Raw genomic sequence first — 26256 nt, 5'->3', positions numbered from 1 at the left:
GTCCCGTCTGGATCAGTGAGAGCGATGGTAGAGCCGGTGAGATGGAATTAAATTGCAAAAAACAAACAAATATGAAACAGACGGATGATCGTCTATCATGTTGAAATTAAATTTCACTCGCTAACCGGAAGGAGTGGCCGATGGCCGGCATCACCCTCGACGATCTCGACCTGCGCATCCTCGCGATCCTGCAGGACGATGCATCGGTATCGAACCTGCAACTCGCCGAGCGCGCGCTGTCGTCGCCGCCCACCTGCATGCGTCGCGTGCGGCGGCTGACGGAGGCCGGCGTGATCCGCCGGCAGGTCGCGGTGCTCGACCCGGTCGCGATCGGCACGGCCGTCACCGCGCTGATCGAGATCAGCCTCGACCGGCAGACGGCCGAAGACTACGACGCGTTCGAAGCGTACGTGTGCGCGGAGCCGGCCGTCACGCAGTGCTATCGCGTGTCGCCGGGGCCCGATTTCGTCGTGATCGCCGATCTGGCCGACGTCGCCGAATACGACGAATTCGCGCGGCGGCTGTTCACCGGCGCATCGAACGTCCGCAACGTGCGGACGTTTTTCTCGACGCATCGCGCGAAATTCGAAGCGAACGCGCGGGTCGCGCATGCGATGCGCCAGCGCACCTAGCGTGCGGTAACCGCGTCGTTCGTCCCGCCTCACGCAGCCGGGGCCGCGTCCGCCAGTTGCAGCGGCTTGCCGTATCCGAAGCAATGCGCGGGCTCGGGAAACACGCGCTGCCGCACGTCGTGCGCGTACTGGCGGATCGCGTCGCGCATCACCGCGTTCGCATCCGCGTAACGCTTCACGAAGCGCGGCGTGTACGCATCGAACGCGCCGATCATGTCCTCGGTCACGAGCACCTGCCCGTCGCACGCTGGCGATGCGCCGATGCCGATCGTCGGGATCGTCAGCGTTTCGGTCAGATGGCGCGCGAGCGCTTCGGCGGTGCCTTCGATGACGACGCCGAACGCGCCGGCCCGCTCGGCCGCGCACGCGGCGTCGAACACCTGCGCGGCCGAACGCGGGTCCATGCCCTGCGCACGGAAGCCGCCCGTCGCGTTGGCCTGCTGCGGCATGAGGCCGACATGCGCCATCACCGGAATGCCGCGATCGGTCAGGAAGCGGATCGTGTCGGTCATCTCGCAGCCGCCTTCGAGCTTCACGGCCTGCGCGCCGGTTTCAGCGAGCAGCCGCGCGGCGGAGCGATATGCCTGAGCGGGCGATTCCTGGAACGTGGAGAACGGCAGGTCGACGACGACGCACGCCTGCGCGGCGCCGCGCACGACGGCGGCCCCGTGTGCAATCATCATGTCGAGCGTGACGCGCAGCGTATCGGGCATCCCGTACAGCACCATGCCGACGGAGTCGCCGACGATGATCACGTCGGCCACGTCGTCGACGAGTTTCGCCATCGGCGCGGAATACGCGGTCAGCGACACGAGGCTGCCGATGCCTTTGGTCGAGCGGATCGCGGTGACGGTCTTGCGGGTGATGCGGGTATGAGCGCTCATGAGCGGAAGCCGTGTGAAAAAGGAGCCGCCACGGTAGCATCGCGCTCGTTCGTGCAATGACCTTCGGAGGACGTCTTATGTTGCTGGCGGGACAACCCGGCGACCCTTACGCGGTGCCGCCGATGGCGCGCCTGCCTCGGCCGCTGTACGTGCGGGCGTTCGGCATTCCCGGCAACGCGAGCGTCGATGCGCACAGTCATCCGTGGGCCCAGCTGATGTATGCGACGAGCGGCGTGCTCGAGGTGACGACGCCGTCGGGCCGGCAACTGCTGCCGCCGCACTACGCGATGTGGATTCCGCCGCACGTGCCGCACGCGGTGTCGACGCGCGATTGCGTCGCGTTTCACAGCCTGTATCTCGACGAAGCCATCGCGCGCCGCGACGTGAACGACGATTGCACGATCCTCTGCATGACGCCGCTGCTGCGCGAACTGATGATCGCGACCGGCGAGTTGCCGGTGAATTACGACGAGGCGGGGCCAGACGGTGCGCTCGTGTGCCTGATCGCGGACCGGATCGCGCGCATGCAGCCGGCGCCGCTCACGGTGCCGCTGCCGCGCGATGCGCGCCTGCTGAAAATCGCGCGCGCGTTGCACGCGGCGCCGGGCGACACGCGCAGTCTCGACGAATGGGGGCATCAGGTCGGCGCGACGCGGCGCACGCTGTCGCGGCTGTTCCGGCAGGACACGGGGCTGTCGTTTACCGAATGGCGGCAGGCCGTGCGGCTGCTCGCATCGCTGCCGCTGCTCGATGCGGGCGCGCCGATCGGCACGGTGGCCGCGCAACTGGGTTACGACTCGACGTCGTCGTTCATCGCGCTGTTCCACGCGAAATTCCGCGTGACGCCCGGCGCGTATGCGAAGCGTGAAGCGCGCCGGCCGGTGTTGAGCGCGTGATGCGGTCCGCCGATCAGAACGCGAGCGCGTGCTGCATCGGATGATGCACATCGCGTGAAAGTTCTGCGCCTTCGAGTGACAGCAGCGCACGTTTGCGGTCGATGCCGCCCGCATAGCCGGTCAGGCTGCCCGATGCGCCGACCACGCGGTGACACGGCACGATGATCGACACCGGATTGCGGCCGACCGCACCGCCCACGGCGCGCGCGCCGCTCATCGGCAGCCCGACGCGCTCGGTGATGTCGCCGTACGACACGAGTTCGCCGAACGGAATCGCCAGCAGTTCTTGCCATACGCGTCGCTGAAACGCGGTGCCGCGCAGGTGGATCGGCACCGAGAACGTGTCGCGCGCGCCGGTGAAGTATTCGGCGATTTCTTCCGCGACCTGGCGTGCGATGGGCGATGTGGCGAGCGCATCCGCTTCGCGCACGATCGCCAGCGACGGGAAGTATTTCTGGCCGACGAAGTACAGGCCGGTCAGCGCATCGTCCTCGATGCGCACGGCGATGTCGCCCAGCGGGCTCGGAATCAGATGAGCGGGAGTCATCGCAACCTCTCTCCATGAAGGCGCCACACGTGCAGCGCGGCATACGCGCGCCACGGCGCCCAGCGTGCCGCATGCGGCGCCGATGATGATACGCGCGTGCGCTCGGTGCGGGCGGGCAGCCACGCGTCGTCGGCGGGGAACGCATTCGGCCACGCCATCGCGCGCATCGCGACGTACTGCACCGCGCGTTCGTCGAAGCCGGGCAGCGCGCGCAGCGCGGCGAGCGGCGCCATCGGTTCGAGCGCGAGCGTGCCGTCGTCGACCGCGCGGGCGAGCGACACGATCGCGTGCGCCGTGTCGCGCTCGATGCCGATCGTTTCGAGGACCGAAGGCGGTAGCGCCGCCAGCGTCGCGGCGCAGGGCAGCGCATGCGCGAGGCCCGGCGGCGCGCCATCGACCGGATTGCCGAAGCGTGCCGCGATCCGTGCGAGCAGCGGCGTATCGGCCTGCGCCGCCGCAAGCTGCTCGCCCGCGATGGCACGGATCGCCATCTCGAGGCCGTCGAACGCGCCGGGCACGCGCAGGCCCGGCGAACCGTTCGCGAGATCGCCGAGATGCGCATCGATCACGTCGGGGCGGCTGTCGAGATCGAACAGCCGGCGCACGCGCGCGAGCACGGCCGGCACGACCGGCGTCAGCGCGGGCGACACGGTGACGGCGAGCGCGAAGCGCTGCGGCATGTGCGCGACGGACAGCCAGCCGGCCGCGCGCCCGCCGTCGTTCCGGTTCGGCAGTTCGACGATGCGTGCATAACCGCGCGCGTCGATCCGCTCGACGCCGTCGATCTGCCGCTGTGCGAGAAAGCGCATCAGGTCGGCCCACGCGAACGGCGGCCGGTACGGCAGCGGGAAAGTCATGTCGCCGTCGGCCGACGCGCCGGCTCCTTTGCGCAGCCGCAGCGGATTGAGGCCATAGCGCTGGCGGAACAGGTCGTTGAAGCGCCGTACGCTGCCGAACCCGGCCGTCGACGCGACGACGGCCACCGGCAGCGCGGTATCGGTCAGCAGCCGCTTGGCCATCAGCAGCCGCTGCGTCTGCGCGAACTCGACCGGCGACACGCCGAATTGCGCGCCGAAGATCCGCCGCAGATGGCGTTCGGTCACGCCGACGCGCCGTGCGAGCGCCGCGACGGAATGCGCGTTCAGGAAACCGTCGTCGATCAGCGTCGCGGCCGCGTCGGCGAGATTGCCGGACAGGTCGAGCAGCCCGTGGCCGGGCGCGAGCTCGGGGCGGCAGCGCATGCAGGGCCGGAAGCCGGCTTTCTCGGCGGCCGCGGCGGTCGGGTAGTAGCTGCAGTTTTGCGCTTTCGGCGGCTTCACCGGGCAGACCGGGCGGCAGTACACGCCGGTCGTCGCGACGCCGACGAAGAACCAGCCGTCGAAGCGGCGGTTCCGCGAAAGCAGGGCGTCGTAGCAGGTGTCGGGATCGAGGCGCATGGGGCGACTGTAAACCATCCTCGCGGTCGATTCTGGCTGGAATCGGACATGTGTCCTGGCGGCCGCGCGCCCGTTGGTCCGCAGCGGGAAAATCAGAGGAAAAACGGTTAATACCAATCTGCGAAACAGTCGTCTCTTTTGCCGTGCCGAATTTGAGATGACTCATCGAAATCCCCGACTGACACGGCGCCGGCACCCGTCCTATCCTTTGAAAAACGTTTTCCAGATGGAGCGGCGAAACGGGCCGTGCGCTGCAGCGCACCGCCGTTCGCCCCGGCGCCGGTCGCCGGTCAACGAACTTCGTGCGGCGCGACGGGCGCGACCGTGCATCGGAGACATTCATGCCCTCTGCCGTCGTCGGCGCCGTGCGCGCGGCCGCCAGCCGTTATCGCTGGACCGTCTGTGCGCTGCTGTTTTTCGCGACCGTGATCAACTATATGGATCGGCAGATCCTCGGCCTGCTCGCGCCGATGCTCCAGCACGACATCGGCTGGAGCCAGGTGCAGTACGGCCGCATCGTGATGGCGTTTTCGGCGTTCTATGCGCTGGGCCTGCTCGGCTTCGGGCGCATCGTCGACTGGCTCGGCACGCGCGTGTCGTACGCGGTGGCGATGCTGGTGTGGAGCATCGCCGCGATGCTGCATGCGGCGGTCGGCTCGGTGACGGGCTTCGCGTTCGTGCGCGCGCTGCTCGGCATCGGCGAGGGCGGCAACTTCCCGGCCGCGATCAAGACCACGGCCGAATGGTTTCCGCGTCGCGAACGCGCGCTCGCCACGGGCATCTTCAACTCGGGCGCGAACATCGGCGCGGTGTTCGCGCCGGCGATCATCCCGGCGATCGCGGTGGCCTACGGCTGGCGCGCGGCGTTCGTGATCATCGGCGCGATCGGTATCGTATGGCTCGCCGTATGGCTGGTGATGTATCGCACCGCCGACACGCGCGCGCTCGCCGCGGAATACGACGAGCCGCGCGACGAAGCCGAAGCGCTCGACGCGGCGAACGCGGACGCCGGCGCGCCGCGCTGGGGCGAGCTGATCCGCAAGCGCGAGACGTGGGCGTTCCTGGTCGGCAAGTTCCTGACCGATCCGGTGTGGTGGTTCTACCTGTTCTGGCTGCCGAAATGGCTCAACGAGTCGCGCGGGATGGACATGCAGCACATCGGCTTGCCGCTCGTCTGCATCTATGCGCTGACGACGGTCGGCAGCATCGGCGGCGGCTGGCTGTCGTCGACGCTGCTGCGCGCCGGCTGGAGCGTGAACCGTGCGCGCAAGACGGCGATGCTGATCTGCGCATGCTGCGTGCTGCCGATCGCGTTCGTGTCGCAGGTGCAGAGCCTGTGGGTCGCGGTGCTGATCGTCGGCCTTGCCGCCGCCGCGCACCAGGGCTGGTCGGCGAACCTGTTCACGACGGCGTCCGACCTGTTCCCGCGCCGCGCGGTCGCGTCGGTGGTCGGCATCGGCGGGATGGCCGGCTCGATCGGCGGCGTGCTGTTCTCGGAAGTGATCGGCCAGGTGCTGCAGCGCACCGGCCACTACTGGGTGCTGTTCGCGATCGGCGCATCGGCCTACCTGATCGCGCTGGCCGTGATGCACGGGCTCACGCCGAAGATGAAGCCCGCGAAGCTCGACGCGTGATCGCGTATCCGCAAGCGAAAACGCCGCCCTCGGGCGGCGTTTTTTGTGGGCGGGGAAGCCGGGTGCCGCGAACGCGTCAGCCGGCCGGTGCCGTCGACGCGCGCATGATCAGCCGCGGCTCGAACGTCGAGTAGCTCGCGTCGGTGCGCCCCGCGAGCGCGTCGATCAGCTTCTGCATCGCGAGCTCGCCCATGTTCTCGCTCTGGATGTCGACGGTCGTCAGCGCGGGCGCCGCGTATTCGCCATACGGCACGTTGTCGATGCCGGCGACGGACACGTCCTGCGGCAGCCGGAAGCCGAGCGACGCGGCTTCCTTCATGAAGCCGAGCGCGATCAGGTCGTTGTAGCAGATCACGGCCTGCGGGCGCTGCGGCCCGAGCATCACGCGCGAGCACGCGCGCTCGCCGGCTTCGGCGGTCGGCGCGTGCGCGTCGTGCACGTCGAGCGTGAGCCCCGCTTCGGCGAGGCAGTCGCGCGCGCCCTGGATCCGTTCGTCGTTCACGCGCGCGGTGCCGAAGCCGAGATACGCGATGCGCGTGTGGCCGAGGTTGAGCAGATGGCGCGCGAGCATGTACGTCGACAGCCGGTTGTCGATGCCGACGCTCGGAATCGGCAGGCCCGGGCTGCGACGCAGCAGCACGAGCGGCTTGTTGAGGTCGAGCATCCAGCCGGCTTCCTCGTCGGGCATCCGCGTGCTGACGATCAGCCCGTCGACGCGCTGCGCGAGCGCCTCGATCAGCGAGCGTTCGCGCGCCTGGCTCTCCTCGGTATCGACGAGCAGCAGCGTGTAGTCGTGCTGCAGCGCGACGCGGTTCGCGCCTTTCACCACGTTCGTGAAGTGCGGGTTGCTGATGTCGAGGATCACGAGGCCGATCGTGCGCGTGCGGCCGGTGATCATCGAACGCGCGAGCGGGTTCGAACGGTAGCCGAGCCGCTCGATGGCTTCCTTGAGCCGGGCCTCGACGGTCGGCGAGAAGCGCTGCGTGCCGTTCACGTACTTCGATACCGTCGCGACCGACACGCCGGCTTCCGCGGCCACGTCGCGGATCGTCGGGGAAACTTTTTTCATCGGAAGGGTAACGTTTTCGTTCGATAACGCCGGATTGTGGCAGAAAAAGCCGGCGCGCGGCCAGCCGTCGATATCGGGAAAGTGCGGATGGCTGCGAACGGGTTCGACCATTGACGTTCGACGGCGCGTCCGCGTATAGTTGGAAAACGTTTTCCGCTTCAGGTCAGATCCAAGGAGATTCGATGAACGCCTCATCCACCGCCGCGCGCAAACCGTTCGGCCGCCTGCTGCTGACGGGCGCGGCCGGCAACCTCGGCCGCCAGTTGCGCGGCGCGCTCGCCGACTGGGCCGACGTCGTGCGCGTCAGCGACATCGCGGCGCTGGACGACGCGGCCGCGCATGAAGAAATCCGCGTGGTCGACCTGGCCGACCGGCCGGCCGTGATGCAGCTCGTCGACGGCGTGGACGCGATCGTCCACCTCGGCGGCATTTCGGTCGATGCGCCGTTCGACGATCTGGTCGGCGCAAACATCACCGGCACGTACAACCTGTACGAAGCCGCGCGCAAGCACGGCGTGAAGCGCGTCGTGTTCGCGAGCTCGAACCATGCGATCGGTTTCCATCCGGTCACGGAAGTGCTCGACGCCGATGCGCCGCTGCGCCCCGACAGCCTGTACGGCGTGACGAAGTGCTTCGGCGAATCGCTGTCGCGGTATTACTTCGACCGCTTCGGGATCGAAACCGTATGTCTGCGGATCGGCTCGTCGTTCGAGGTGCCGAAGAATCCGCGGATGCTCGTCACGTTCCTCAGCTATCGCGATTTCATCGAGCTCGTGCGCTGCTCGCTGCTGACGAACCGCGTCGGGCACGCGATCGTCTACGGCGCGTCGGACAACCCGGTGAAGTGGTGGGACAACACGAAGGTCGGTTTCCTCGGCTTCCGTCCGCGCGACAGCTCCGAACAGTTCGCCGGGTTGTTCCCGGTGACGGCGCCGACCGCCGAGTACGACGATCCCGCACAGCGGTTCCAGGGCGGTGGATTCGTCGTCGGCGAGCCGATGGAGCGGAAGGCGTCGTAAGCGGTGTCGGCATCGCCGGCGTCATGATTCAGCGCAGGATGTCGGTCGCCTTGTGCCGTTCGTCGACGCCATCGATCAGGATCAGCGGGCCGCTCGCGTGTCGCGCGCGCAGCGGCTGGATCTGCCGGTACGCATCCGATTCGTACCATGCGCGCGCCGTGTCGAGATCGGGAAACGCGATCGCGATCAGGTCGCCGCGCCATTCGCCTTCGCGCACTTCCGGGCGTGCGCCGTGAATCACGAAATGGCCGTCGTACGGCGCGAGGGTGCCGTCGATCCGTTCGAGGTATTCGACGATGTCGTCGCACATGTCGACGTCATGCAGGTGGGCGATGGCGTAGGCGGTCATGGCGGGCTCCTTGGCGTGATGCGGTTCGAGAGTCGATGGAGCCATGATCGCGGCGCGGACGGCGCGCGTCGATTACCTGCGACGTAAGCAAATCCTCGCAGCCGCGCCCGCCTCGCCGCCAGCCGGCCGCCGTCAATGCTTGCGGCAAGCCGGATCGTTGTTGCGCCGCTCGGCGGAATCGCACCAGTAACTCGGCCGCCACGCTTCGAACGAAACGGCCTTTGCCGCATTCGCACGCGTGACGCGTACCGGGTCGGCCTTCAGCGCATCGCCGTCCTGCTCGTAGTTGAATCGCCAGTTCCGGAACACTTCGCGATGGAACAGCCACGTGCGATGCGCGACGTCATAGCGAAACGTCACGCGGTCGCGCCAGTGGTTATGGCCTGCGAATACGCCCTGTTCGACGGTGAACATGCGAGGCTCGATCGTGAGCGCGTTCTCGGCGACGCCATCGAGATACGGGTCGCCCATGCCGCCTTCGTCGGCTTTCATGATCACGGTGTCGTTGCGGGCCGCCAGCCGGTAGCGTCCGTTCGCACCCTGCAGGAAGATCAGCAGCGGACGCAGCGACGGCGTCTGCATCGAATCGCCGGGCTGATGCGCGACGACGACGTAACCGTTGCGCGTGCCGTCGGTCAGGCGCCCCGATGCGGCATCCAGCGCTTCGTAACCGGCGGGCAGTTGCGCGACGATGTCGGCCGGCAGATCGGAGGTGTCCGGGCAACGGATCGACGAATGCGTGTCGTCGCACGTCGACGCGAAGGCACTGCCGATGCCGAACGTCAGCAGTACGGCGATGAAAAATCCTTTGATACGGGGGATCGTCATGCGGATACGGTCGTGAGGGTGCTCGGCGGAAGACGGTGCGCATGCGGCGACGCGTGTCGCCGCAGCGCCGGTTGATCGATGGGTGACGCAGTGTAGCCGGTCACGCGCGCTTGCGCGCCGGCCGCACCACAGGGGCGGACTCCAGCGGCTGGCTGGCCTGCTCGCACAGCCGGTCGAGCATCCGCTGCGCGGCGCCCGCGCAATCCTCGCCTTCGGGCTTGTTCTCGATTTCGTCGATCAGCGTCTCGAGGTGCTGCCGGTTCTGCGCGAGACGCCGTTCGAGCAGCGCGATTTCGTCGACCTTGTGCCGCAGCGCGACCAGCAGTTCGTCGTGCGGCCATGCGCCGAGATCGGGCGGCAGCACCGCGCGAATCTCGTCGAGCGAGAAGCCTGCGCGCTGCGCGCGATCGATGATCGCGAGCCGCGTCAACGCTTCCGGCCCGTATTCCCGATAGCCGTTCGCCTGGCGGCGGGCCGGTTCGAGCAGGCCGCTCGCTTCGTAGAAGCGGATGCGCGACGCCGCGAGGCCGCTCGCCTTCGCCAGTTCGCCGATTTTCATGATGGGCTCCAAAAGGGCTTGACCTTAAAGTTGACTTTAAAGTTATCGTTGGGCATCGTCAATCGAGGGTGTCCACCATGAATCTGTTTGCGCCGCTCACACTGCCCAACGGGGCGGTGATTCCGAACCGTCTGGCCAAGGCCGCGATGGAAGAAAACATGGCCGATGCGGACCACGCGCCGTCCGACGCGTTGCTGCGCCTGTACCAGGCGTGGGCCGACGGTCAGGTCGGCCTGATCCTGACCGGCAACGTGATGGTGGACGGCCGCGCGATGACGGGGCCGAACGGCGTCGTGCTCGAAAGCGACGCGCATCTCGACCGGTTCCGCCGCTGGGCGCAGATCGCGCGCTCGGGCGGCGCGCACGTATGGATGCAGATCAATCACCCGGGGCGCCAGATGCAGGCGGCGCTGGGCCAGACGACGCTCGCGCCGTCGGCCGTGCCGCTCGCGCTCGGCGCGCTGTCGAAGCAGTTTCCGGTGCCGAAGGAGATGACGGCGGCCGACATCGCCGACGTGCAGCAGCGCTTCGTGCGCGCCGCGCAGCTCGCGGAGCAAAGCGGCTTCACCGGCGTGCAGGTGCACGCGGCGCACGGCTATCTGCTGAGCCAGTTCCTGTCGCCGCTGACCAATCGCCGCCAGGATCAGTGGGGCGGCAGCATCGAGAATCGCGCGCGCCTGCTGCTCGATATCGTGAAGGCGGTGCGCGCGACGGTGTCGCCGGCCTTCGTTGTCGCGGTGAAGCTGAACTCGGCCGATTTCCAGCGCGGCGGCTTCAGCGCGGACGACGCGAAGCGGGTGGTCGAACTGCTGAATCCGCTCGGCGTCGATCTCGTCGAACTGTCGGGCGGCAGCTATGAAGTGCCGGCGATGCAGGGCGAGGCGCGCGACGGGCGCACGCTCGCGCGCGAAGCGTACTTCCTCGAATTCGCGCGCGACATCACGGCCGTCGCGCGGATGCCGCTGATGGTCACGGGCGGCATCCGGCGCCGTGCGGTGGCCGAGCAGGTGGTGAACAGCGGTGTCGCGATGGTCGGCATCGCGACCGCGCTGTCGATCGACCCGAACCTGCCGCGCGACTGGCGCGCGGGCAAGGACAGCGCGCCGGTGCTGCAGCCGATCCGCTGGAAGAACAAGGCGCTGGGCGCGCTGGCGAACATGGCCGTCGTCAAGTTCCAGCTCACGCGGCTCAGCGAAGGGCGTCGCACGCATCCTCGGGTGTCGCCGCTGCGCGCGCTGGTGCGCCAGCAACTGGCCGCGCAGTGCCAGACGCGGCGCTACCGGAAGTGGATGGCCGGCCCGCGCGCGTGACGGGCCGTTTCGGGCGGGCAGCGGCGAGACCGGAAGCTGACCGACCCGCCGCCGCGCACGCATCGGCGGACGCGTTGCGCGGCGGCGCGCCGCATCAGAACCGGTAGTTCGCCAGCAGCTCGAACCGCCGGTCGTTGCCGAGCAGATACTGCGTCTCGTTGTAATACGCGGACTGCACGTAGCGACGATTGAAGACGTTGTACGCGCGGGCGGTGATCGTCGTGTCCTTGCGCGGCTTCCACGCGAGGCCGAGGTCGACGGTCGTGTACGACGGCATCACGAGCTGGTTCGCGGTGTCGGCGAACCGCTTGCCCACGTACTTGACGCCCGCGATGCCGGTCCAGTCCGGCGCGAAGCGCCAGCTTATCCACAGGTTCGCGAGCCGCTGCGGCACCGACACCGGCACGTTGCCCGCGCGCGACACGGTCGTGCCGCCGGACGACTGCTGGAAATCGTCGTATTTCGCGCGCAGGATCGACACGTTCGCATCGACGCGCCAGTCCTTCGCGATCTCCGCGCCGACCGTCGCCTCCAGCCCGCGCGACGACTGCTGGCCGACCTGGATCGACTGGTTCGGATTCACCGGGTCGGCCGTCAGGAGGTTACGCTTCACGATCCGGTACGCGGCGAGCGTCCATTCGGCCTTGCCGTCGAGGAACGACTGCTTCACGCCGATCTCGATCTGCCGGCCGGTCGCGAGCGTGAAGCTGGCCTTCGACGCATTCAGCGACAGCAGCGAGCTGACCGGATCGGCCGCGACCGAATACTGGCCGTATACGGCGAGGCCGGGCCGCACGTCGTACACGGTGCCGATGCGCCAGCCCGTGTTCGCGAATACCTTCGTGAACGCGCCGCCGTTCACGAGATCGTCGCGGTTCACGCTCGCATGGTCGTAGCGCAGCCCGCCGATCACCGACCAGCGCGGCGTGATCTCCAGCCGGTTCTCCGCGAACAGCGCGTACTGGTTCGACTGGCTGCGGTACTTCGGGAACGTGCCGGCCGTGTTGATGAAACTGCCCGGATCGAAGTTGAACGGATCGACCGTCGACGTGCCCGCATACGGCGAGTTGTTGTCGTGCTGGAACGTCGTGTGGTTGAACTCGACGCCCGCCGAAAACGTGTTGCGCATGCCGAGCAGCGCGCCGCCGACGGTGGCCGTCGTCACGTTGCCGTATTGCTCCTGGTCGTGAAAGATTTCCGTATAGCTGCTGCGCCGCACTTGCGCGCTCGACGGCAGGTACGTGTAGTACTCGGCATCCTTCCAGTGACGGTTGCTCTTCATCCGGTACAGCGTGCTCGTTACGTTCAGCGCGTCGCTCGGCTGCCAGTTCGCCGAGACGGTGGCCCAGCTGTCGCGGAACGCGATGTCGGCGTCGCCGACGTTGTAGTTCTTCTTGTCGAGCGCGCGATCGCGCGCACCGTCGACGAGCGGCACACCGAAATACTGCATCGGATGCATGAAGCCCTGCGCGTACGACGCCGTCACGTACAGGTCGGGCGTCACGTCGTAGCGCAGCGCGCCGGACACCGACAGGTTGCGCGAGTCGCCGCGATCGACCCAGTTCGACGAACGGTTGCCGCTGACGTCGAAGCGGTACGACAGCTTGTCGTTGACCGCGCCGCCGCTGCCGAACGCGGCGCGCGCCGTGCCTTCGGTGCCGCCGCCGACCTGCAGCTCGTTGCGGATCGGCGTGCGCGTCGGCTTCTTCGGGACGATGTTGACCACGCCGCCGATCGCGCCTTCGCCGTAGATCACCGAAGCGGGGCCGCGCAACACGTCGATGTGGTCGACCGACCACGTGTCGAACGGGAACGTGACGCCGATCGCGCCGTACGGGCGCACGCCGTCGTAGAGCTGCGTGACCGACGACGCGCCGACGAAGCCGCGCGCGGCGAGCTCCGAGTTGCCGTTGCCGGGATGCGGCGACGCGCTGATGCCGGCGGCGCGGCTCACGGCGTCGATGATCGAGTTGTCGCCGCGCGTGTCCAGCGTCGCGCGGTTGATCTGCTCGACGCTCGCGGGCGTTTCGAGCGGCGACAGCCCGAGATGGCTGCCGGTGTCGAGCGGTTGCGTCAGGGCGGGCGCCTTCTGCGCGTCGACGCGAATCGGCGCGAGCGTGGCGCCGGCACCGTCGACGCCGCGTTCCTGTGCGTGGGCCTGCCCGGCCGGCGAGAGCGCCGCGAGCACGGCGGCGGGCAGCATCGATTTGAACTTCATTGTTTCGGTTTCCTTCGAATGGGGGAAGCGCTTGCGTCGATCACGCCGCGGCGCGCGCGGCGCGGCCGAACAGCAGCCGGTCGAGCAGCCAGACCGCGACGATCGTCAGTCCCATCAACGGGAACACGATGCCGAGCAGCACGAGCCCGGCGATCCAGCCGCGCATCGGCGGCGTGCCGCGTTCGCGCGACGGTGCGCCCAGCGTCCCGGCCGGGCGGCGCTTCCACCACATCACGGTGCCCGTGACGGCCATTGCGGCCAGCCCGAGCGACAGCACCGCGCAAATGATCTGGTTCGCGAGGCCGAAATAGCGGCCCATGTGCAGCGACGTGCCGTACGACACCGCTTTCGATACCGCGCCGTAGTCGCCATAGCGGATGTCCTTCAGGACCGCGCCGCTGTACTGGTCGATGTAGATCGTGCGTTCGGCCTTCGGGTCGGCCGGGAAGTACGACGCGGTGAACACGCCGTCCGCGCCGGACGGCAGCGCGAGCGTGTAGCCGCTCGTCACGCCGAGCCCGGCGACGATCGCGATCGCGCGGGCCAGCGGCAGCGGCGTGGGTGTCGGCGCGGACGGCGAATGCGGCACGGGCACGTTGCCGACCGCCCACGGCGTTTGCGGCAACGGCAGGTCGTCCATCACCATCCCCGGCATCGATTCGCCGGAATCGTGGTGATGGCCGGACGGCGCGGTGGCCTGCGCAGGCGCCTGCCCGGCCGTCGCGGCGGCACCGGGGCGCGTCGAGCGTACCGACGCGCCGCCCCATGCGCCTTCCGGCGCGCCGAGGTTCACGGTCGCGGCGAGCGCCTTGAAGTTCTTGCCCCACGAGCCCGACCACGGCAGCCCGGTCAGGATGAACGCGACCGTGCCGGCCGCGAGCCAGATGCCGGCCGTCGCATGAAGGCTCTTCCACAGCGGCCGGCCGCGCAGCGACAGGTCGGGCCGCAGCGCGCGCCCGACGCGTGCCGCGCCGCGCGGCCACCACAGCGCGATGCCGGTGCCGATCATCACGAAGGTCCAGCAAGCGGCGAGCTCCATCAGCCACTCGCCGGTCTTGCCGAGCAGCAGCTTGCGATGCAGCATCCGGTCGACCTGCATGAAGCGGTTCTCGACGCTCAGCGTGCCGAGCACGCGGCCGTCGTACGGGTTCACGTACACGCTCTCGCGGCTGCCGTCGCGCAGCCGAAAAACATACTCGGCGCTGCGGTCCGGCGCGGTGGCGACCTGCACGGATACCGGCGTCGCGTCGGCCGGCATCGCGGTGCGGGCGCGGGCGAGCAGCGTGTCGGCATCGAGCCGCGGCGTCGCGCGCGGTTCGACGACCAGCCGGTGCGGATACAGCAGCGGCTCGATTTGCGGCTGGAAGCAGTACAGCGTGCCCGTGATCGCGAGAATCACGAGAAACGGCATCACGAACAGGCCGGCGTAGAAGTGCCAGCGCCAGAGCGTCCGGTAACCGGCGCTGGCGGAACGGGCGGGCGCGACGGCCCGATCGACGGTGGTCGACATGGTGTGAACTCCTCGTATGCGTCGAGCGGCGGGACCGGCGCGGGCCGGCGGCCGTCAACGTGCGTCGCACCCGCGTGCAGGCCGCACCGCGGCAGGCGGCGCGGCACGTTGTGCGGACGATGCGCAGGGCGGCGTCGCCCGCGCGATGCGGGCTGGCGGGTGAATGCGTGAATCAGGTCGGGTGAAACGAACGGCGTGAACGCGCGTGCACGTCGACGTGCATGCGCCACGGGGCGGAACGTTCAGCAGAACCGAGGAGGGGCGCGGGAGGGCGGGCGATCGTCGAATAGCGATCGCACGAAAGGAAGACTGTCGAAGTGAACGCGGAAGCGTCGGGGAACCGCCGCGGGAAACAGCAGCACCAGCAGCACGAACGATGCGAGCGCGGTGAACAGCGCGGCGCCGAATGCGCACAGGCTGTCGCCGTTACCGGAAGACGCCGCCTTGTCGGCGTGCGCGTCATGCTTCAGTGCATCGACGAGCGCCAGCGCATCGTTGGCCGGCGTGATCGGCGCGCTCGCATCGAAGCGGGCGGCCAGCGCGGCGGCGGTGACGATCAGCGGGCCGCGGCCCGAACACAGCACCACCGAGCCCGCATCCGGACCGTCCGGATCGAGCATCACGGCGCCCGACATCAGCGCGCGGGACAGCAGCGTCACGAGGAGGAACCCCCACAGCCACTGTCGTGCGACGCCTGGCCGGAGCAGGAAGCGGCGAAGTGCGTTCATGGCGCGCGATTGTACCTCCGTTTGCGTGGAGGGGCAGGCGGGCCGTGCGTGTGCGGGGTGGGTCGAGGTGGGTCGGGTTGCGTCAGGCGGGACCGGAATCCACACCCGATTCGTCTTCTTCGGTTGCGTCGTCGGCTGGCAGACCGGGGAGGTCGGCCGTCGACAGTCGCCTCATCGCGCGTTCGGTGTCGTTCGGGTCGAGGTGTTTCCGTGCGTTGCGCCCGTATTGCTTCACGAAGAGGCCGGGCTCGCCGGCCAGCCGGGATGTCCGGTTTCCGATGCGCATGCGGCGAGGTTATCCGGCATGCGAGCGTATCGCGGACGGCCGGCGCCGGCACGACGGCCGTGTGCGGCACGCGCTCCGTTGCGCCGGCTCACACCGGATACGCATCGTCGACCTTGAGGTTCGCGAGCCGGAACAGCGTGCGCAGCGTCTGCGGATGAATGTCGCGGTGCGCGGCGAGCGACGTCAGCATGAAATCGAGCACCTTCGCGTAGCGCAGCAGCACGAGGCAGCGCGCGAGATCGGGCGTGCGGCCGCGCATGTCTTCGGCGAGCGTGACCATTTGCGTCGACAGCGTGCGCGCCATCTCGAGTTCCATCTGCTGTTTCTCGGTCCAGTCGGGCAGCGGCTGTTCGAGCACCTTCGCGAGGAAGAGCTGGAACGACGTATCGGACGAATTGGGCTGCGCATCCATGAAGGGCCTCGTTGCGTGTGCACATCGTACGGGTGTAGCCATTGGGGCGCCCGCGGGTGAATTCATGTCCGCGCGCCAGCGCGGCTTCTGCCCGAACGGAATGCAGATTCCGTACCAGCGCCGCCGGACGATTGTTGAGCAATGTTGAGCCGCGCTCCCGCATCGGTCGGCGAGTCCCGCCGGGACTGGATCGGGCTGGCGATCGAGGAGGGCGTCTACGCGCGCACGGCGGGCGGCGTCGGGCGCCTGCAGCGGCGCGACGAGGTGAAATGCTTCACGGATGTAACGTAACGCAGGTATCCGGCACGTCGCGCGTTTCCGCCGGCGGACGGCCGGCACGGCGTGTGTCGCGCGGTTCGGCCACGCCCGCCGTGCGTCCGCCGACGGGACGCGGCCGCGGGAAACGCGTGCCGCTGCGTCGCGCGAACCGGCGGCGGACGCGCCGGTTGTTTCAAAACAGAGACGGTCCGGCGTGCGGCGATCGGTTGCATGACCACGCAACTGGCCCAGCGATCGGCCGCACAATTGTCCATGGGCAGACGGCGCGGGTTTGCCAACAATCTCCGAACCATCCCCGCGAGATTCGACATGAGCGTCCACACCTTCTTCTCGGCCAATCTGCTGCTCGCCTACACGGCCTATTTCATCGGCACGGCCAGCCCCGGGCCGAGCAATCTCGCGATCATGTCGGTCGCCGCGAACCAGGGCCGCAAGGCGGCGCTGGCGTTCGCGCTCGGCGTGATTTCAGGGTCGATGTTCTGGGCGACGGTGGCGGCGCTCGGCGTATCGGCCGCGCTGCTCGCATGGTCGAAGCTGCTGATCGCGATCAAGGTCTTCGGCGGGCTGTACCTGCTGTGGCTCGCGTTCAAGTCGGCGCGTACGGCGCTGGCGGGGCCGCCGGCGGCATCGGCGAACGCGGCGCGCGAGCAGCGGCTGTCGCGCTTCTACGTGCGCGGCGCGATGCTGCACCTGACCAATCCGAAGGCGATTCTCGTGTGGGTGTCGATCGTCGCGCTGTCGTCGAACGGCGCGGGCGGCGCGCACGGCGCCGTCGTGCCGGGCTGCCTCGCGATCGGCTGCGCGGTGTTCGGCGGTTATGCATTGGTGTTCTCGATGGACGGTGCGCGCCGGCTGTACGTGCGCGGCCGGCGTGCGATGGAGGCGTGTCTGGCCGTCGTGTTCGGCGTGGCGGGGGTGCGGCTGCTGGTGACGAACGTGTGAGGTGTCGCGCGCCGGCTGCGCGGGCCGCGAGAGGCGGTCAGCCCGCGCAATCGTCGCGCCGGTGACGGCGTCGTGCGTGCCGTCGATACCGGCGTGGCCGACGTGCCGGTTGACGTGCCCGCATCGGGCCTCGCACCGCCCGCTGCTGCGCGACCCGTGCAACGGCGAGGGCCGCGTCTTTCCGGGTACAGTGTCGGGCAACCCATGAAGGATGCACGAGGTACCGGAAGATGCTGATGGTTCGTCTTTTGCGCTGGTTCGGTGTGCTGGCGGGACTGTGTGCCTGCACTTCGGTGTTTGCCGCCGATCCGGCGACAAGCAATCCGCTGCTGTCCAAAGTACCTCCGTGGTGTATCGGCCGCCTGGTGTTCGATCGGCCGGTTTCGAGCGAGATCTCGAGTCAGCGTTACGCGTACCGCGGGGAGCAACTGCTCACGACGCACGAGGTGCCGCCGGATGCCTACCAGGCCGCCATCGCCGCTCGCGAGCAGGTGATGCGTACCCGGCTGCGTGCGAATCCGGTCGAGATGGATCGGAAGACCCGTCACGCGTGGCTGGAAAAGGCCTTTTCCCCCGTACCGGATTCGCGTGTTTTCGTCTTCAACGAAGCGGCGGCGAAATCCGTGATATTGCCGTTCGATACCGAAGGCTATCTGTACGCGAACCGCACGCTCGTCCGCACGACGGGCAGCATCGGCGCCGATGCGCTGGATCGTGTCGAGGGCGTCTATGACGACACGTTCCGGCGCATCCGGATGCGCGATAACTGGGTTGTACCGACCGAACCGGGCTTCTGCTTCGACGGCGGGATCGTGACCGGATCGTCCACCTACCCCGAAGAAGTCAGGCAATCGTTCGCGTTGATGCCGGGCCGACCGGCGCTGCTCGTGATCCAGTCGCGCAATGCCGTCGGTGACGATCGCGAGCAGTCGCTCAGCCGTACGCTGCCCGCGTTGCGCGCGAAACTCGACCGCCTGCCCGGAAGCCATCGCCTCCTGCGCGAGGGGAAACGGTCGATTGCCGGCATGGATGCCGAGGAAGTGCTGTTCGAGCTTCGGGACGGCGCCGTCACGGCTTATCGCTTCTACCTGCTCGCGCCGGGCAATGCCGCCACGCTTGCGCAACCGCATACCGCGATCGAGATGCTGCTGGGCGTGGCCGGGCAGAGCGACTTGCCGCCGGCGCAGGCCACCTCACCGGTCGATGAGGCGCGCGCGCTGCAGGCATGGGACACGCTGCTGAACGGCCTGCACGCGCGACCGGGCGCGATCTGACCGGCGGCGGTGATGCGGGCGACGCGGGCGATGCGTTCGACCGGACGCCCCGCCGCGCCATGCACGGCGGGGGCCCCGCATCGAAGCGGCTTCAGAAAATGAAGCCCGTATTGATGAACTTCGAGTGGTGATCCGACACGATCGAGTCGAGCAGCTGCTTGCTGCCGTCGGTCTGCTTCGCCGCGACCATCGAGCGGATCGAGAACGCGCGCAGCGCGTCGCTCACCGACAGCGTGCCCTCGGCCGAATCCTTGCGCCCGGCGAACGGGAACACGTCGGGCCCGCGCTGGCACTGACAGTTGATGTTCACGCGGCACACCTGGTTCACGAGCGGATCGACGAGCGCGCCGATCTGCGCCGGATCGGAACCGAAGATGCTGACCTGCTGGCCGTGCTCCGACGTCGTCACGTAGTCGAGCGCGGTTTCCACGTCGTCGAACGGCGCGACCGGAATGATCGGCCCGAACTGCTCCTCGCGGTACAGTTTCATCCCTTCGGACACCGGATACACGACGGCCGGGTAGAACAGCGTCTTGCTGAATTCGCCGCCCTGATGGTTGACGACCTGCGCGCCCTTCGCCCTCGCGTCGTCGATCGCGTCCGTCATGTACGCGGTGCGATGCATGCCGGGCAGCGGCGTGATGCTGACGCCTTTTTCCCACGGCATGCCGATCTTCAGCTGTTCGAGCGCGGCGGTGAAGCGCTTCAGGAATTCGTCGACGATCGAGCGATGCACGAGCAGCATCTTCAGCGCGGTACAGCGCTGGCCGTTGAACGACAGCGCGCCGAGCAGGCACTCCTTCACGGTGAGGTCGAGATCGGCGTCGGGCAGCACGATCGCCGCGTTCTTCGCATCGAGACCGAGGATCGCGCGCAGCCGGTGCGACTTCGGGTGCTGCTTCTTCAGGTGATCGGCGACCTTGCTCGAGCCGATCAGCGCGAGCACGTTGATCTTGCCCGATGCGAGCATGTGCGGCACGACCACCGCGCCCGGCGCGTAGATCGTGTTGATCACGCCCTTCGGGAACGCGTCGCGGAACGCTTCCAGCAGCGGCTCGAACAGCAGCGTGCCGTACTGCGGCGGCTTGAACACCACGGTGTTGCCCATCAGCAGCGCGGGGATCAGCGTCGCGAACGTTTCGTTCAGCGGATAGTTGTACGGGCCCATGCACAGCACGACGCCGAGCGGCGTGCGGCGGATCTGGCCGATCGTGCCTTCCGCGATCACGAAGCGCGAGTTCGCATTGTCCAGCTCCTTCAGCGCGTCGATCGTCTGCGTCATGTACGTGACGGTGCGGTCGAATTCCTTCTGCGAATCGGCGAGGCTCTTGCCGATCTCCCACATGATCAGGTTCACGACGCGTTCGCGCTGCGCGACCATCCGCTTGATGAAATCCTGCATGCACGCGATGCGCTGCTCGACCTTCATCGTCGGCCATTCGCCGCGGCCGGCGTCGTACGCGCGTACCGCGGCGTCGAGCGCCGCGTCGCTTTCCGTTTCGCCCATCACCGGATAGCTGCCGATCTCGACCTGCTCGACGCCGCCGTCCGGCTGCCGCACGCACACGGGCGACAGCACGGTCTTGGTCGCGCCGTCCCACGGTCGCAATTCGCCGTCGACGAGCGACACGCGCTGGTGAATCGGCGAAGCCAGCCGGAATTCGGCGGGGATGTCCTGTAAGGCGGGAAAGAGGTGCTGCAGGGAGGCGGAATCGGGCATGACGGTCTCGTTTGACGGGGGTGTCCGGGAAGGACGGGCGATGCGAATCCTGAGCTGAATGATCCTCGATCCTGAATCGGCATCATGACCTGCACGCGACGGCGCGTCACGCGGGAATGTGGCCGATTCAGCGAATGGAACCAGTTCCATTAAAAAGGAACGCCGTCACGAATGCAACAATGACCGAATCGCGGCAGCGGCATCGTAAGTATTTAGAAAGACTGTTTCCGAATCGCCGGTATAACGGCCTGGGTGCAACCGCAAACGTTTTACTTCGGCCGAATTGAGCGGATAATGGCGCAGCGCGGTGAGGAAAAAAATGCAGTGAACCTGAGAGCAGACGTAGTGAAGAATAGAAGTCGGTCCGCCGCGCTGCCGATACGAGGTCGGCTGCCCGGAGCGCCGGGTCGGGGTTGCCCGGTCCGGCGCGCACCGGACCGTTGAATCCGTCCCGCCAGTCCCGCCAGCTTGGCCGATCCTTCGTGATCCTCTCCAGCTTCTCCGCCGTCGTATCCCGAATCCCGCCTTTTACGATCGTCGCCGCATGACGCGATCGATCCGATACTTTCGTTTTTATTACGATTCGCGCCGCCCAATCGCTTGAAACAGAAAGGCATTCGTCAGAAATGCAGAGCGCATCGCGTATTCACGTTGTGGCCAGGCGACACGTTGAAAATTAATTAAAAACGCGAATCATTCTCGTTTATTATTTCGCCGCATTACGAGCCGTGACGGGATGTCACGGCTTTTTTCGTGCCGCTTGCGCTGGCCGTTCGCCGTTTTCTTCACCACCTCTACGTTCACGATGAAACTCCACACGAGCGCGTGCCATGCGCTTCTGATCGCCACGTCGCTGGCCGGCGCCCGCACTTCGTTTGCGCAGGCGAGCGATGCCGCGGCGACCCTGCCCGCGATTTCCGTCAACGCGGCCGCCGAGCATGCGTCGTACGACGGCGGCCATTCGCGCGCGGCGACCAAAACCGACATGTCGCTGATGGACGTGCCGCAAACCGTGAACGTCGTGCCGCACGCGGTGATCGAGGATCAGAACGCGACGTCGCTGCAGGATGCGCTGCGCAACGTGCCGGGCGTCGGCTTCTCGGTCGGCGACGGCCAGCGCGACCAGATCACGATCCGCGGCTTCAACAGCATCACGGACCAGTACGTCGACGGCATTCGCGACGACGCGCTGTACTACCGCGACCTGTCGAACGTCGATCGCGTCGAGGTGCTGAAGGGGCCGGCGGCCGTACTGTACGGGCGCGGCTCGGCGGGCGGCATCGTGAATCGCGTGCTGAAGCGGCCGCAGGCGAACCCGGTGAACGACGTGGGCGTGACGCTCGGCACGCGCGGCGAGCGGCGGGGCGAATTCGATCTCGGCTGGAACCCGAACGACGCGGCGCGCTTTCGCATCACCGGCGCGGCCGAGAATTCGAACAGCTTCCGCGACCGGTTCCAGCTCAACCGGCAGGCGATCGCGCCGTCCGCGCAGTTCAAGCTCGACCGCGACACGGTGCTGAACGTCGAATTCGACTACCTGCACGACCGTCGCACGTCCGATCAGGGGTTGCCCGCGTATCGCGGCCGGCCGGTCGACGTGCCGATCAACACGTACTACGGGTCGGCCGACGGCGGGAACAGTTCGTACAACGACATCTCCGCGAAAAGCGCGACGGTGTCGCTCGATCACCGCTTCAACGATTCGCTGTCGTTCCACGGCGCGATCCGCGCGTACGACTTCTCGCTCGAGCGGAAGAACTACGTGACGTACGAGCCGATCAAGACCGCCGCGCACCCGGTCGTCACGCTCGATCAGTCGACGCGCCAGCGCACCGATCACGGCATCGACGGGCTGTTCGAACTCACGCAGAAGACCTCGCTGTTCGGCATGCGTCACGAGTTGCTGTACGGGCTGGAGCTGTCGCAGCAGCAGAAGTTCGACACGATCTACAGCGTGACGAAGGTCGCGACCTACGATCTGTTCAATCCGCAGCCGGTCGTCCTGCCCGGCGTGCCGGGCGGCACGCGTGCGAAGACGAACGCGTCGACCGTCGTCGGGCTCGCGGGCGTCTATGCGCAGGACCTGATCTCGCTGACCGAACACTGGAAGGTGCTCGCCGGCCTGCGCTTCGATTACCTGAACCAGATCCGCCACGACTACACGTCGTCGAACGTCAACCTCGACCGCACCGATCATGCATGGAGCCCGCGCGTCGGCCTGATCTACGAACCGCTCGACTGGCTCACGCTGTACGGGTCGTTCAGCCAGTCGTTCTCGCCGCTGGCCGACACGCTGATCAGTTCCGGCGCGTTCTCGAACGGCGCCGCGCTCGCGCCGCAGAAGACCACCGCGTATGAAGTGGGCTCGCGCTTCGACCTCGGCGGCAAGGCGACGGCCAGCGTCGCGCTGTTCGACATGCGCCAGACCAACCAGCAGATCGGCGACCCGGCGAATCCCGGCTATGCGCTGCCGATCGGCACGCAACACGTGCGCGGGATGGAGCTCGGCTTCACCGGCGAGATCGCGCCGAAGTGGTCGGTGTATGCGGGTTACGCGTACCTGAACGGCACGGTGGACGGGTCCGCGCAATCGACCGCGGCCGGCCTGGCGGTGTCGAGCAACACGCCGGGGCTGATGCCGCGCCACAGCGCGAACCTGTGGCTCAAGCGCGAGCTGCCGTACGGCTTCTATGCGGCGGCCGGCATGCAGTTCCAGTCCGCGCGCTATACGTCGGCGAGCGATCTCGTCACGCTGCCGTCGTTCACGGTGTTCAACCTGGGCGCCGGCTATCGCAGCAAGAAGGTCGATGTGACGCTCACGCTCGACAACCTGTTCGATCGACGCTACTTCATCGCCGCGCACGGCAACGCGGACCTGTACAACATGCCCGGCGATCCGCGTACGCTGACCGCCACGGTGAAGTGGCACATGTAACGCACGCGGTGCGCGACAATGCGGGTCTTCGTCACGACGACCCGCACCCGACTGCCCATGAGCCGCCACGCGCTTGATGCGTCCAGCATGACCGCCCGCGCCCGCGCGCTGCTTTTATCGTTGCTGGCGTGCGGCCCGGTCGCGGCCGGCGCGCAGACCATTCCCGCGGATGCCGAGCCGGGTTGCCATGCCGTGCATGTCGACCGGACGATCACGCTGTCGGGGCGTTACGCGCTCGACTACGGCGACGAATCGATCGGGCCGGACGTGGGGTTCGAAGAGGACGACGCGTCGGCGCGGCACTTGCCTGATCGCTCGCAGCGCGCAGGCGTGATCGTTTTCACGAACCAGCCCGACGCGCGGCGCCGGCTGCGGCTGTCCGCCGCGCAGCCGCGCGGCGTGTGCCGGTTCGACGGGCGCGCGACGCTCGTGATCCGCGATCTGGAGACCGCGTGCCCGGGGCTGGAAACGCCCGATCGTGCGCGGCTGGTGAAGGTCGTGTCAGCCGACGCGCCGACGCGGCACGCATGCGGCGCCACCGCGCGGTGACGCCGGCGCGGCAGCGCCGTTACTCGACGTCTTCGTCATCCTCTTCATCGGCGTCTCGCGCGTCGCGTTCCGGCGCCGCATACGCGCTCGCCTGTTCGAGCAGCCAGCCGCGGAACGATTCCAGCGGCTTGCTGTGACTGAACTCCGTCGGATACACGAGGTAGTACGCCGAATCGCCGACGGTTGCCGCATCGCACGGCACGACGAGCCCGAGTTGCTGCAACTGTTCCTCGACGAAAAACTTCGGCACGAGCGCGACGCCGAGCCCGGCCGCGGCCGCGCTGATCAGCATCGTATGCAGCTCGTAGCGCACGCCCTGCATCGTGCGGATGTCCTCGACGCCGTGCGTCTCGAACCACTGCGCCCACGCGCCGGGGCGCGTCGTCGAGTGCAGCAGCGGGTACGCGAGCAGATCCTCGACGCGCTCGACCGGCCCGTTCAGCAGCGCGGGCGAGCAGATCGGCACGACTTCCTCGCCGAACAGATAGTCGGACGACGTGCCGGGCCAGGTCGGCTTGCCGTAGTGGATCGCGGCTTCGAAGTGCGTGTCCTCGAACGAGAACAGGTCGGTGCGGCTGCCCATGTTCACGCGCACGTCGGGCGTGCGGTCGTAGAAGCTCTTGATGCGCGGGATCAGCCAGTGCGACGCGAAGGTCGGCAGCACCGCGAGTTCCAGGTAGCCGCCGCCGCTGCCGTGCGCGATGATCGACAGCGTGTCGCGGTCGAGCGCTTCCAGCGCGCGCCGCACCTGCGTGCCGTACAGCTTGCCGGCGCGCGTCAGCACGACGCGCTGCTTCACGCGCGCGAACAGCCGCACGCCGAGGCTCGCCTCCAGCGTCGCGATCTGCCGCGACACTGCGCTTTCGGTCAGGAACAGCTCCTTGGCCGCGTGCGTGAAGCTCTCGTGGCGGGCGGCGGCTTCGAAAGCCACGAGCGCGCCCATGTTGGGGATCTTGAATTTGCGCATGATGCTCTATTTATCCGACAAAAAGGGCCGCGCCGCACGGGGGTGAAGGGGAGCGAAGGGCCGCCGATAATTCCAAAAACTCATCACATATCAATTTAATCTCGCTTTACGCCCCGCTGCAACCCTTTGAATAATGCTTCCCGTGCAAGGTCAGGCGCCCGCGGGGCGGCCGGCCGACGAGTTGCCGGCACGTTTGCCGGCGGGTCCCCCGAGACGAGAATCCTGATGCGCAATCCGAATATCGACAGCTTGCTGACGAAGCTGCTGGGACAGGCGAAGACCGACGCCCTGTTCTCGACCCTGAACATGCCGGCCATCCTCGAAGAATGGGAAGACGGCGTCGTGACGCGCGCGGAAATCGCGCAGGCGATGAACATGGCGCTGTTCGAAGGGCTGCTCGAGCGTTCGGCGAACGGCCGCGCGTACACGGCCGAGGCGATCGAAAACGGCGGCTCGGTCTATTTCGATCACGGCGCGCTGCGCACGGTGCGCTGGCCGCACACGGGCGCGCTGCCGCCGGGCGAGGCGGCGTTCACGCGCATCCTGCGTCCGCTCGGCTTCCGCCTGAACGGCCGTTACCCGCTCGACAAGCTCGGCATGACGGGCCGCGCGTATGCGCATGAAGACGCGCCGGACGAAATCGCACAGTTTTTCGTCAGCGAACTGCATCCGGAGCGCTTCTCGAAGGAATTCCAGCAGGCGGTGACGAACGTCGTCAGTTCGTCGCGCGACCCGCTGTCGCCGGCGGCCGTCGCGCTGCTGTGGGAAGTCGAGCGCGAAGGCTGGCTGTCGCTCGAAGCCGCGCACGCGCTGCTGCCGGAAATCGTCGGCGCGTTCGCGCGCCAGCACGATGTGCCGAACGAGCTCGACTACGAAACGCTGCTGATGGAATCGGCGGAGATGGCGTGGATCGCGACCGAAGGCAATGCGTTCAACCATGCGACCGACCGCGTCGCCGACGTGTTCAAGCTGTCCGACGACGAGAAGGCGAAGGGCCGGCCGATGAAGCCGGAGGTCGAGCGCTCGCGCTCGGGCCGCGTGTTCCAGACGGCCTATCGCGCGGATACCGTCGAGCGCGAATTCCGCACCCGCGACGGCGGCACGGTCAAGCGCAACGTGCCGGGGTCGTTCTACGAATTCATCACGCGCAAGCGCACGTTCGACCAGGCGGCGCGGCGCTGGGTGACCGACCTGCGTTTCGACGCGGGCAATGCGCAGGGCATCTTCAAGATGACGGCGAACGCGGCGAAGTAAGCACGGCGCGTCACGTATC

25 protein-coding genes are annotated in these 26256 nt (G+C 67.7%); 11 read left to right on the top strand and 14 right to left on the bottom strand.

Annotated features, from left to right (window positions below; translation table 11 throughout):
* The first annotated feature begins 140 nt into the window (after nt 1-140).
* Nucleotides 141-632 carry an Lrp/AsnC family transcriptional regulator gene (locus tag MMB92_RS02610; protein ID WP_006495781.1) on the top strand — a complete coding sequence of 164 codons (492 nt, stop codon included), beginning with the start codon at nt 141-143 and terminating at the stop codon, nt 630-632.
* A gap of 29 nt (nt 633-661) precedes the next feature.
* Here the strand turns inward: MMB92_RS02610 and panB are convergent, their stop codons facing one another.
* Nucleotides 662-1516, bottom strand: coding sequence for a 3-methyl-2-oxobutanoate hydroxymethyltransferase (gene panB, locus MMB92_RS02605; RefSeq protein ID WP_006484638.1), 855 nt, complete (start codon nt 1514-1516; stop codon nt 662-664).
* Nucleotides 1517-1593: 77 nt separating this feature from the next.
* On the opposite strand from panB, the gene MMB92_RS02600 reads away from it, so the two are divergent.
* Nucleotides 1594-2412 (top strand): helix-turn-helix transcriptional regulator, encoded by an 819-nt coding sequence (locus tag MMB92_RS02600; protein WP_060267446.1) that lies wholly within the window; start codon nt 1594-1596, stop codon nt 2410-2412.
* 13 nt (nt 2413-2425) lie between these two features.
* Here the strand turns inward: MMB92_RS02600 and MMB92_RS02595 are convergent, their stop codons facing one another.
* On the bottom strand, nt 2426-2959 hold the full coding sequence (locus MMB92_RS02595) for a methylated-DNA--[protein]-cysteine S-methyltransferase (protein WP_060267448.1): 534 nt from the start codon (nt 2957-2959) through the stop codon (nt 2426-2428).
* Nucleotides 2956-4413 carry a DNA-3-methyladenine glycosylase 2 family protein gene (locus MMB92_RS02590; protein WP_277562496.1) on the bottom strand — a complete coding sequence of 486 codons (1458 nt, stop codon included), beginning with the start codon at nt 4411-4413 and terminating at the stop codon, nt 2956-2958. The genes MMB92_RS02595 and MMB92_RS02590 overlap by 4 nt, the downstream gene beginning before the upstream one ends.
* Nucleotides 4414-4736: 323 nt before the next feature.
* Here MMB92_RS02590 and MMB92_RS02585 point away from each other — a divergent pair, with 323 nt between their 5' ends.
* Entirely contained in the window at nt 4737-6029 is a 1293-nt protein-coding gene (locus MMB92_RS02585; RefSeq protein ID WP_080331287.1) for an MFS transporter, read from the top strand.
* A 76-nt stretch (nt 6030-6105) separates the two neighbouring features.
* On the opposite strand, the gene MMB92_RS02580 is transcribed toward MMB92_RS02585, so the two are convergent.
* The gene (locus MMB92_RS02580; protein WP_080331261.1) at nt 6106-7209 is read right to left on the bottom strand and encodes a LacI family DNA-binding transcriptional regulator; all 1104 of its coding nucleotides are present in this window, start codon (nt 7207-7209) and stop codon (nt 6106-6108) included.
* 71 nt (nt 7210-7280) lie between these two features.
* Between MMB92_RS02580 and MMB92_RS02575 the strand changes: the two genes are divergently transcribed.
* Nucleotides 7281-8117 (top strand): NAD(P)-dependent oxidoreductase, encoded by an 837-nt coding sequence (locus MMB92_RS02575; protein ID WP_006484602.1) that lies wholly within the window; start codon nt 7281-7283, stop codon nt 8115-8117.
* A 28-nt stretch (nt 8118-8145) separates the two neighbouring features.
* On the opposite strand, the gene MMB92_RS02570 is transcribed toward MMB92_RS02575, so the two are convergent.
* From MMB92_RS02570 to MMB92_RS02560, 3 genes are all read right to left on the bottom strand, one after another.
* Nucleotides 8146-8466: a DUF1330 domain-containing protein gene (locus tag MMB92_RS02570; protein WP_006484625.1), complete on the bottom strand. Its 321-nt coding sequence runs from the start codon at nt 8464-8466 to the stop codon at nt 8146-8148.
* 132 nt (nt 8467-8598) lie between these two features.
* A complete protein-coding gene (locus MMB92_RS02565; RefSeq protein WP_006484558.1) occupies nt 8599-9294 on the bottom strand; it encodes a hypothetical protein in 696 nt (231 codons plus the stop codon).
* A 100-nt stretch (nt 9295-9394) separates the two neighbouring features.
* A complete protein-coding gene (locus tag MMB92_RS02560; protein ID WP_006484623.1) occupies nt 9395-9853 on the bottom strand; it encodes a MerR family transcriptional regulator in 459 nt (152 codons plus the stop codon).
* A 77-nt stretch (nt 9854-9930) separates the two neighbouring features.
* On the opposite strand from MMB92_RS02560, the gene MMB92_RS02555 reads away from it, so the two are divergent.
* Nucleotides 9931-11163: an NADH:flavin oxidoreductase/NADH oxidase family protein gene (locus tag MMB92_RS02555; RefSeq protein WP_006484563.1), complete on the top strand. Its 1233-nt coding sequence runs from the start codon at nt 9931-9933 to the stop codon at nt 11161-11163.
* A 94-nt stretch (nt 11164-11257) separates the two neighbouring features.
* On the opposite strand, the gene MMB92_RS02550 is transcribed toward MMB92_RS02555, so the two are convergent.
* From MMB92_RS02550 to MMB92_RS02530, 5 genes are all read right to left on the bottom strand, one after another.
* Nucleotides 11258-13381 carry a TonB-dependent receptor gene (locus tag MMB92_RS02550; protein ID WP_112750980.1) on the bottom strand — a complete coding sequence of 708 codons (2124 nt, stop codon included), beginning with the start codon at nt 13379-13381 and terminating at the stop codon, nt 11258-11260.
* A 40-nt stretch (nt 13382-13421) separates the two neighbouring features.
* A complete protein-coding gene (locus MMB92_RS02545) occupies nt 13422-14891 on the bottom strand; it encodes a PepSY domain-containing protein (RefSeq protein ID WP_077190977.1) in 1470 nt (489 codons plus the stop codon).
* A 242-nt stretch (nt 14892-15133) separates the two neighbouring features.
* Nucleotides 15134-15619 (bottom strand): hypothetical protein, encoded by a 486-nt coding sequence (locus MMB92_RS02540; RefSeq protein ID WP_060212864.1) that lies wholly within the window; start codon nt 15617-15619, stop codon nt 15134-15136.
* A gap of 82 nt (nt 15620-15701) precedes the next feature.
* The gene (locus MMB92_RS02535) at nt 15702-15905 is read right to left on the bottom strand and encodes a hypothetical protein (protein ID WP_060212861.1); all 204 of its coding nucleotides are present in this window, start codon (nt 15903-15905) and stop codon (nt 15702-15704) included.
* An 88-nt stretch (nt 15906-15993) separates the two neighbouring features.
* Nucleotides 15994-16317 (bottom strand): hypothetical protein, encoded by a 324-nt coding sequence (locus MMB92_RS02530; protein ID WP_006484612.1) that lies wholly within the window; start codon nt 16315-16317, stop codon nt 15994-15996.
* A gap of 141 nt (nt 16318-16458) precedes the next feature.
* Between MMB92_RS02530 and MMB92_RS02525 the strand changes: the two genes are divergently transcribed.
* The 3 genes from MMB92_RS02525 (at nt 16459) to MMB92_RS02515 (ending at nt 18812) form a co-directional block, all read left to right on the top strand.
* Nucleotides 16459-16608, top strand: a complete 150-nt coding sequence (locus MMB92_RS02525) for a hypothetical protein (RefSeq protein WP_006484525.1) — start codon at nt 16459-16461, stop codon at nt 16606-16608.
* A gap of 297 nt (nt 16609-16905) precedes the next feature.
* Nucleotides 16906-17538 (top strand): LysE family translocator, encoded by a 633-nt coding sequence (locus tag MMB92_RS02520; protein ID WP_006484586.1) that lies wholly within the window; start codon nt 16906-16908, stop codon nt 17536-17538.
* Between the two features lie 230 nt (nt 17539-17768).
* Nucleotides 17769-18812 carry a T6SS immunity protein Tli4 family protein gene (locus MMB92_RS02515; RefSeq protein ID WP_277562495.1) on the top strand — a complete coding sequence of 348 codons (1044 nt, stop codon included), beginning with the start codon at nt 17769-17771 and terminating at the stop codon, nt 18810-18812.
* 91 nt (nt 18813-18903) lie between these two features.
* On the opposite strand, the gene MMB92_RS02510 is transcribed toward MMB92_RS02515, so the two are convergent.
* On the bottom strand, nt 18904-20532 hold the full coding sequence (locus MMB92_RS02510; RefSeq protein ID WP_006484641.1) for an NADP-dependent glyceraldehyde-3-phosphate dehydrogenase: 1629 nt from the start codon (nt 20530-20532) through the stop codon (nt 18904-18906).
* An 805-nt stretch (nt 20533-21337) separates the two neighbouring features.
* Between MMB92_RS02510 and MMB92_RS02505 the strand changes: the two genes are divergently transcribed.
* Nucleotides 21338-23467 carry a TonB-dependent siderophore receptor gene (locus tag MMB92_RS02505; protein WP_060212855.1) on the top strand — a complete coding sequence of 710 codons (2130 nt, stop codon included), beginning with the start codon at nt 21338-21340 and terminating at the stop codon, nt 23465-23467.
* Between the two features lie 87 nt (nt 23468-23554).
* Entirely contained in the window at nt 23555-24016 is a 462-nt protein-coding gene (locus tag MMB92_RS02500; RefSeq protein ID WP_077021691.1) for a hypothetical protein, read from the top strand.
* Nucleotides 24017-24035: 19 nt separating this feature from the next.
* On the opposite strand, the gene MMB92_RS02495 is transcribed toward MMB92_RS02500, so the two are convergent.
* Nucleotides 24036-24983, bottom strand: a complete 948-nt coding sequence (locus MMB92_RS02495; protein WP_006484618.1) for a LysR family transcriptional regulator — start codon at nt 24981-24983, stop codon at nt 24036-24038.
* Between the two features lie 225 nt (nt 24984-25208).
* On the opposite strand from MMB92_RS02495, the gene MMB92_RS02490 reads away from it, so the two are divergent.
* Complete coding sequence (locus tag MMB92_RS02490) at nt 25209-26237, top strand: DUF1338 domain-containing protein (protein WP_006495762.1); 1029 nt, start codon at nt 25209-25211, stop codon at nt 26235-26237.
* Nucleotides 26238-26256: the final 19 nt, after the last annotated feature.

It is taken from the genome of Burkholderia sp. IO2, from assembly GCF_029522185.1.
GTDB classification, from domain to species: domain Bacteria; phylum Pseudomonadota; class Gammaproteobacteria; order Burkholderiales; family Burkholderiaceae; genus Burkholderia; species Burkholderia cenocepacia.
The sequence above is the reverse complement of the archived record's forward strand: the minus strand, read 5'-3'. Positions and strand labels throughout refer to the sequence as shown.

Excerpts from the sequence above, each read along its gene's own strand:
- MMB92_RS02610 (WP_006495781.1), top strand. The coding sequence starts at position 141 with ATGGCCGGCATCACCCTCGACGATCTCGACCTGCGCATCCTCGCGATC.
- panB (WP_006484638.1), bottom strand. The coding sequence starts at position 1,516 with ATGAGCGCTCATACCCGCATCACCCGCAAGACCGTCACCGCGATCCGC.
- MMB92_RS02600 (WP_060267446.1), top strand. The coding sequence starts at position 1,594 with ATGTTGCTGGCGGGACAACCCGGCGACCCTTACGCGGTGCCGCCGATG.
- MMB92_RS02595 (WP_060267448.1), bottom strand. The coding sequence starts at position 2,959 with ATGACTCCCGCTCATCTGATTCCGAGCCCGCTGGGCGACATCGCCGTG.
- MMB92_RS02590 (WP_277562496.1), bottom strand. The coding sequence starts at position 4,413 with ATGGTTTACAGTCGCCCCATGCGCCTCGATCCCGACACCTGCTACGAC.
- MMB92_RS02585 (WP_080331287.1), top strand. The coding sequence starts at position 4,737 with ATGCCCTCTGCCGTCGTCGGCGCCGTGCGCGCGGCCGCCAGCCGTTAT.
- MMB92_RS02580 (WP_080331261.1), bottom strand. The coding sequence starts at position 7,209 with ATGGTCGAACCCGTTCGCAGCCATCCGCACTTTCCCGATATCGACGGC.
- MMB92_RS02575 (WP_006484602.1), top strand. The coding sequence starts at position 7,281 with ATGAACGCCTCATCCACCGCCGCGCGCAAACCGTTCGGCCGCCTGCTG.
- MMB92_RS02570 (WP_006484625.1), bottom strand. The coding sequence starts at position 8,466 with ATGACCGCCTACGCCATCGCCCACCTGCATGACGTCGACATGTGCGAC.
- MMB92_RS02565 (WP_006484558.1), bottom strand. The coding sequence starts at position 9,294 with ATGACGATCCCCCGTATCAAAGGATTTTTCATCGCCGTACTGCTGACG.
- MMB92_RS02560 (WP_006484623.1), bottom strand. The coding sequence starts at position 9,853 with ATGAAAATCGGCGAACTGGCGAAGGCGAGCGGCCTCGCGGCGTCGCGC.
- MMB92_RS02555 (WP_006484563.1), top strand. The coding sequence starts at position 9,931 with ATGAATCTGTTTGCGCCGCTCACACTGCCCAACGGGGCGGTGATTCCG.
- MMB92_RS02550 (WP_112750980.1), bottom strand. The coding sequence starts at position 13,381 with ATGAAGTTCAAATCGATGCTGCCCGCCGCCGTGCTCGCGGCGCTCTCG.
- MMB92_RS02545 (WP_077190977.1), bottom strand. The coding sequence starts at position 14,891 with ATGTCGACCACCGTCGATCGGGCCGTCGCGCCCGCCCGTTCCGCCAGC.
- MMB92_RS02540 (WP_060212864.1), bottom strand. The coding sequence starts at position 15,619 with ATGAACGCACTTCGCCGCTTCCTGCTCCGGCCAGGCGTCGCACGACAG.
- MMB92_RS02535 (WP_060212861.1), bottom strand. The coding sequence starts at position 15,905 with ATGCGCATCGGAAACCGGACATCCCGGCTGGCCGGCGAGCCCGGCCTC.
- MMB92_RS02530 (WP_006484612.1), bottom strand. The coding sequence starts at position 16,317 with ATGGATGCGCAGCCCAATTCGTCCGATACGTCGTTCCAGCTCTTCCTC.
- MMB92_RS02525 (WP_006484525.1), top strand. The coding sequence starts at position 16,459 with ATGTTGAGCCGCGCTCCCGCATCGGTCGGCGAGTCCCGCCGGGACTGG.
- MMB92_RS02520 (WP_006484586.1), top strand. The coding sequence starts at position 16,906 with ATGAGCGTCCACACCTTCTTCTCGGCCAATCTGCTGCTCGCCTACACG.
- MMB92_RS02515 (WP_277562495.1), top strand. The coding sequence starts at position 17,769 with ATGCTGATGGTTCGTCTTTTGCGCTGGTTCGGTGTGCTGGCGGGACTG.
- MMB92_RS02510 (WP_006484641.1), bottom strand. The coding sequence starts at position 20,532 with ATGCCCGATTCCGCCTCCCTGCAGCACCTCTTTCCCGCCTTACAGGAC.
- MMB92_RS02505 (WP_060212855.1), top strand. The coding sequence starts at position 21,338 with ATGAAACTCCACACGAGCGCGTGCCATGCGCTTCTGATCGCCACGTCG.
- MMB92_RS02500 (WP_077021691.1), top strand. The coding sequence starts at position 23,555 with ATGACCGCCCGCGCCCGCGCGCTGCTTTTATCGTTGCTGGCGTGCGGC.
- MMB92_RS02495 (WP_006484618.1), bottom strand. The coding sequence starts at position 24,983 with ATGCGCAAATTCAAGATCCCCAACATGGGCGCGCTCGTGGCTTTCGAA.
- MMB92_RS02490 (WP_006495762.1), top strand. The coding sequence starts at position 25,209 with ATGCGCAATCCGAATATCGACAGCTTGCTGACGAAGCTGCTGGGACAG.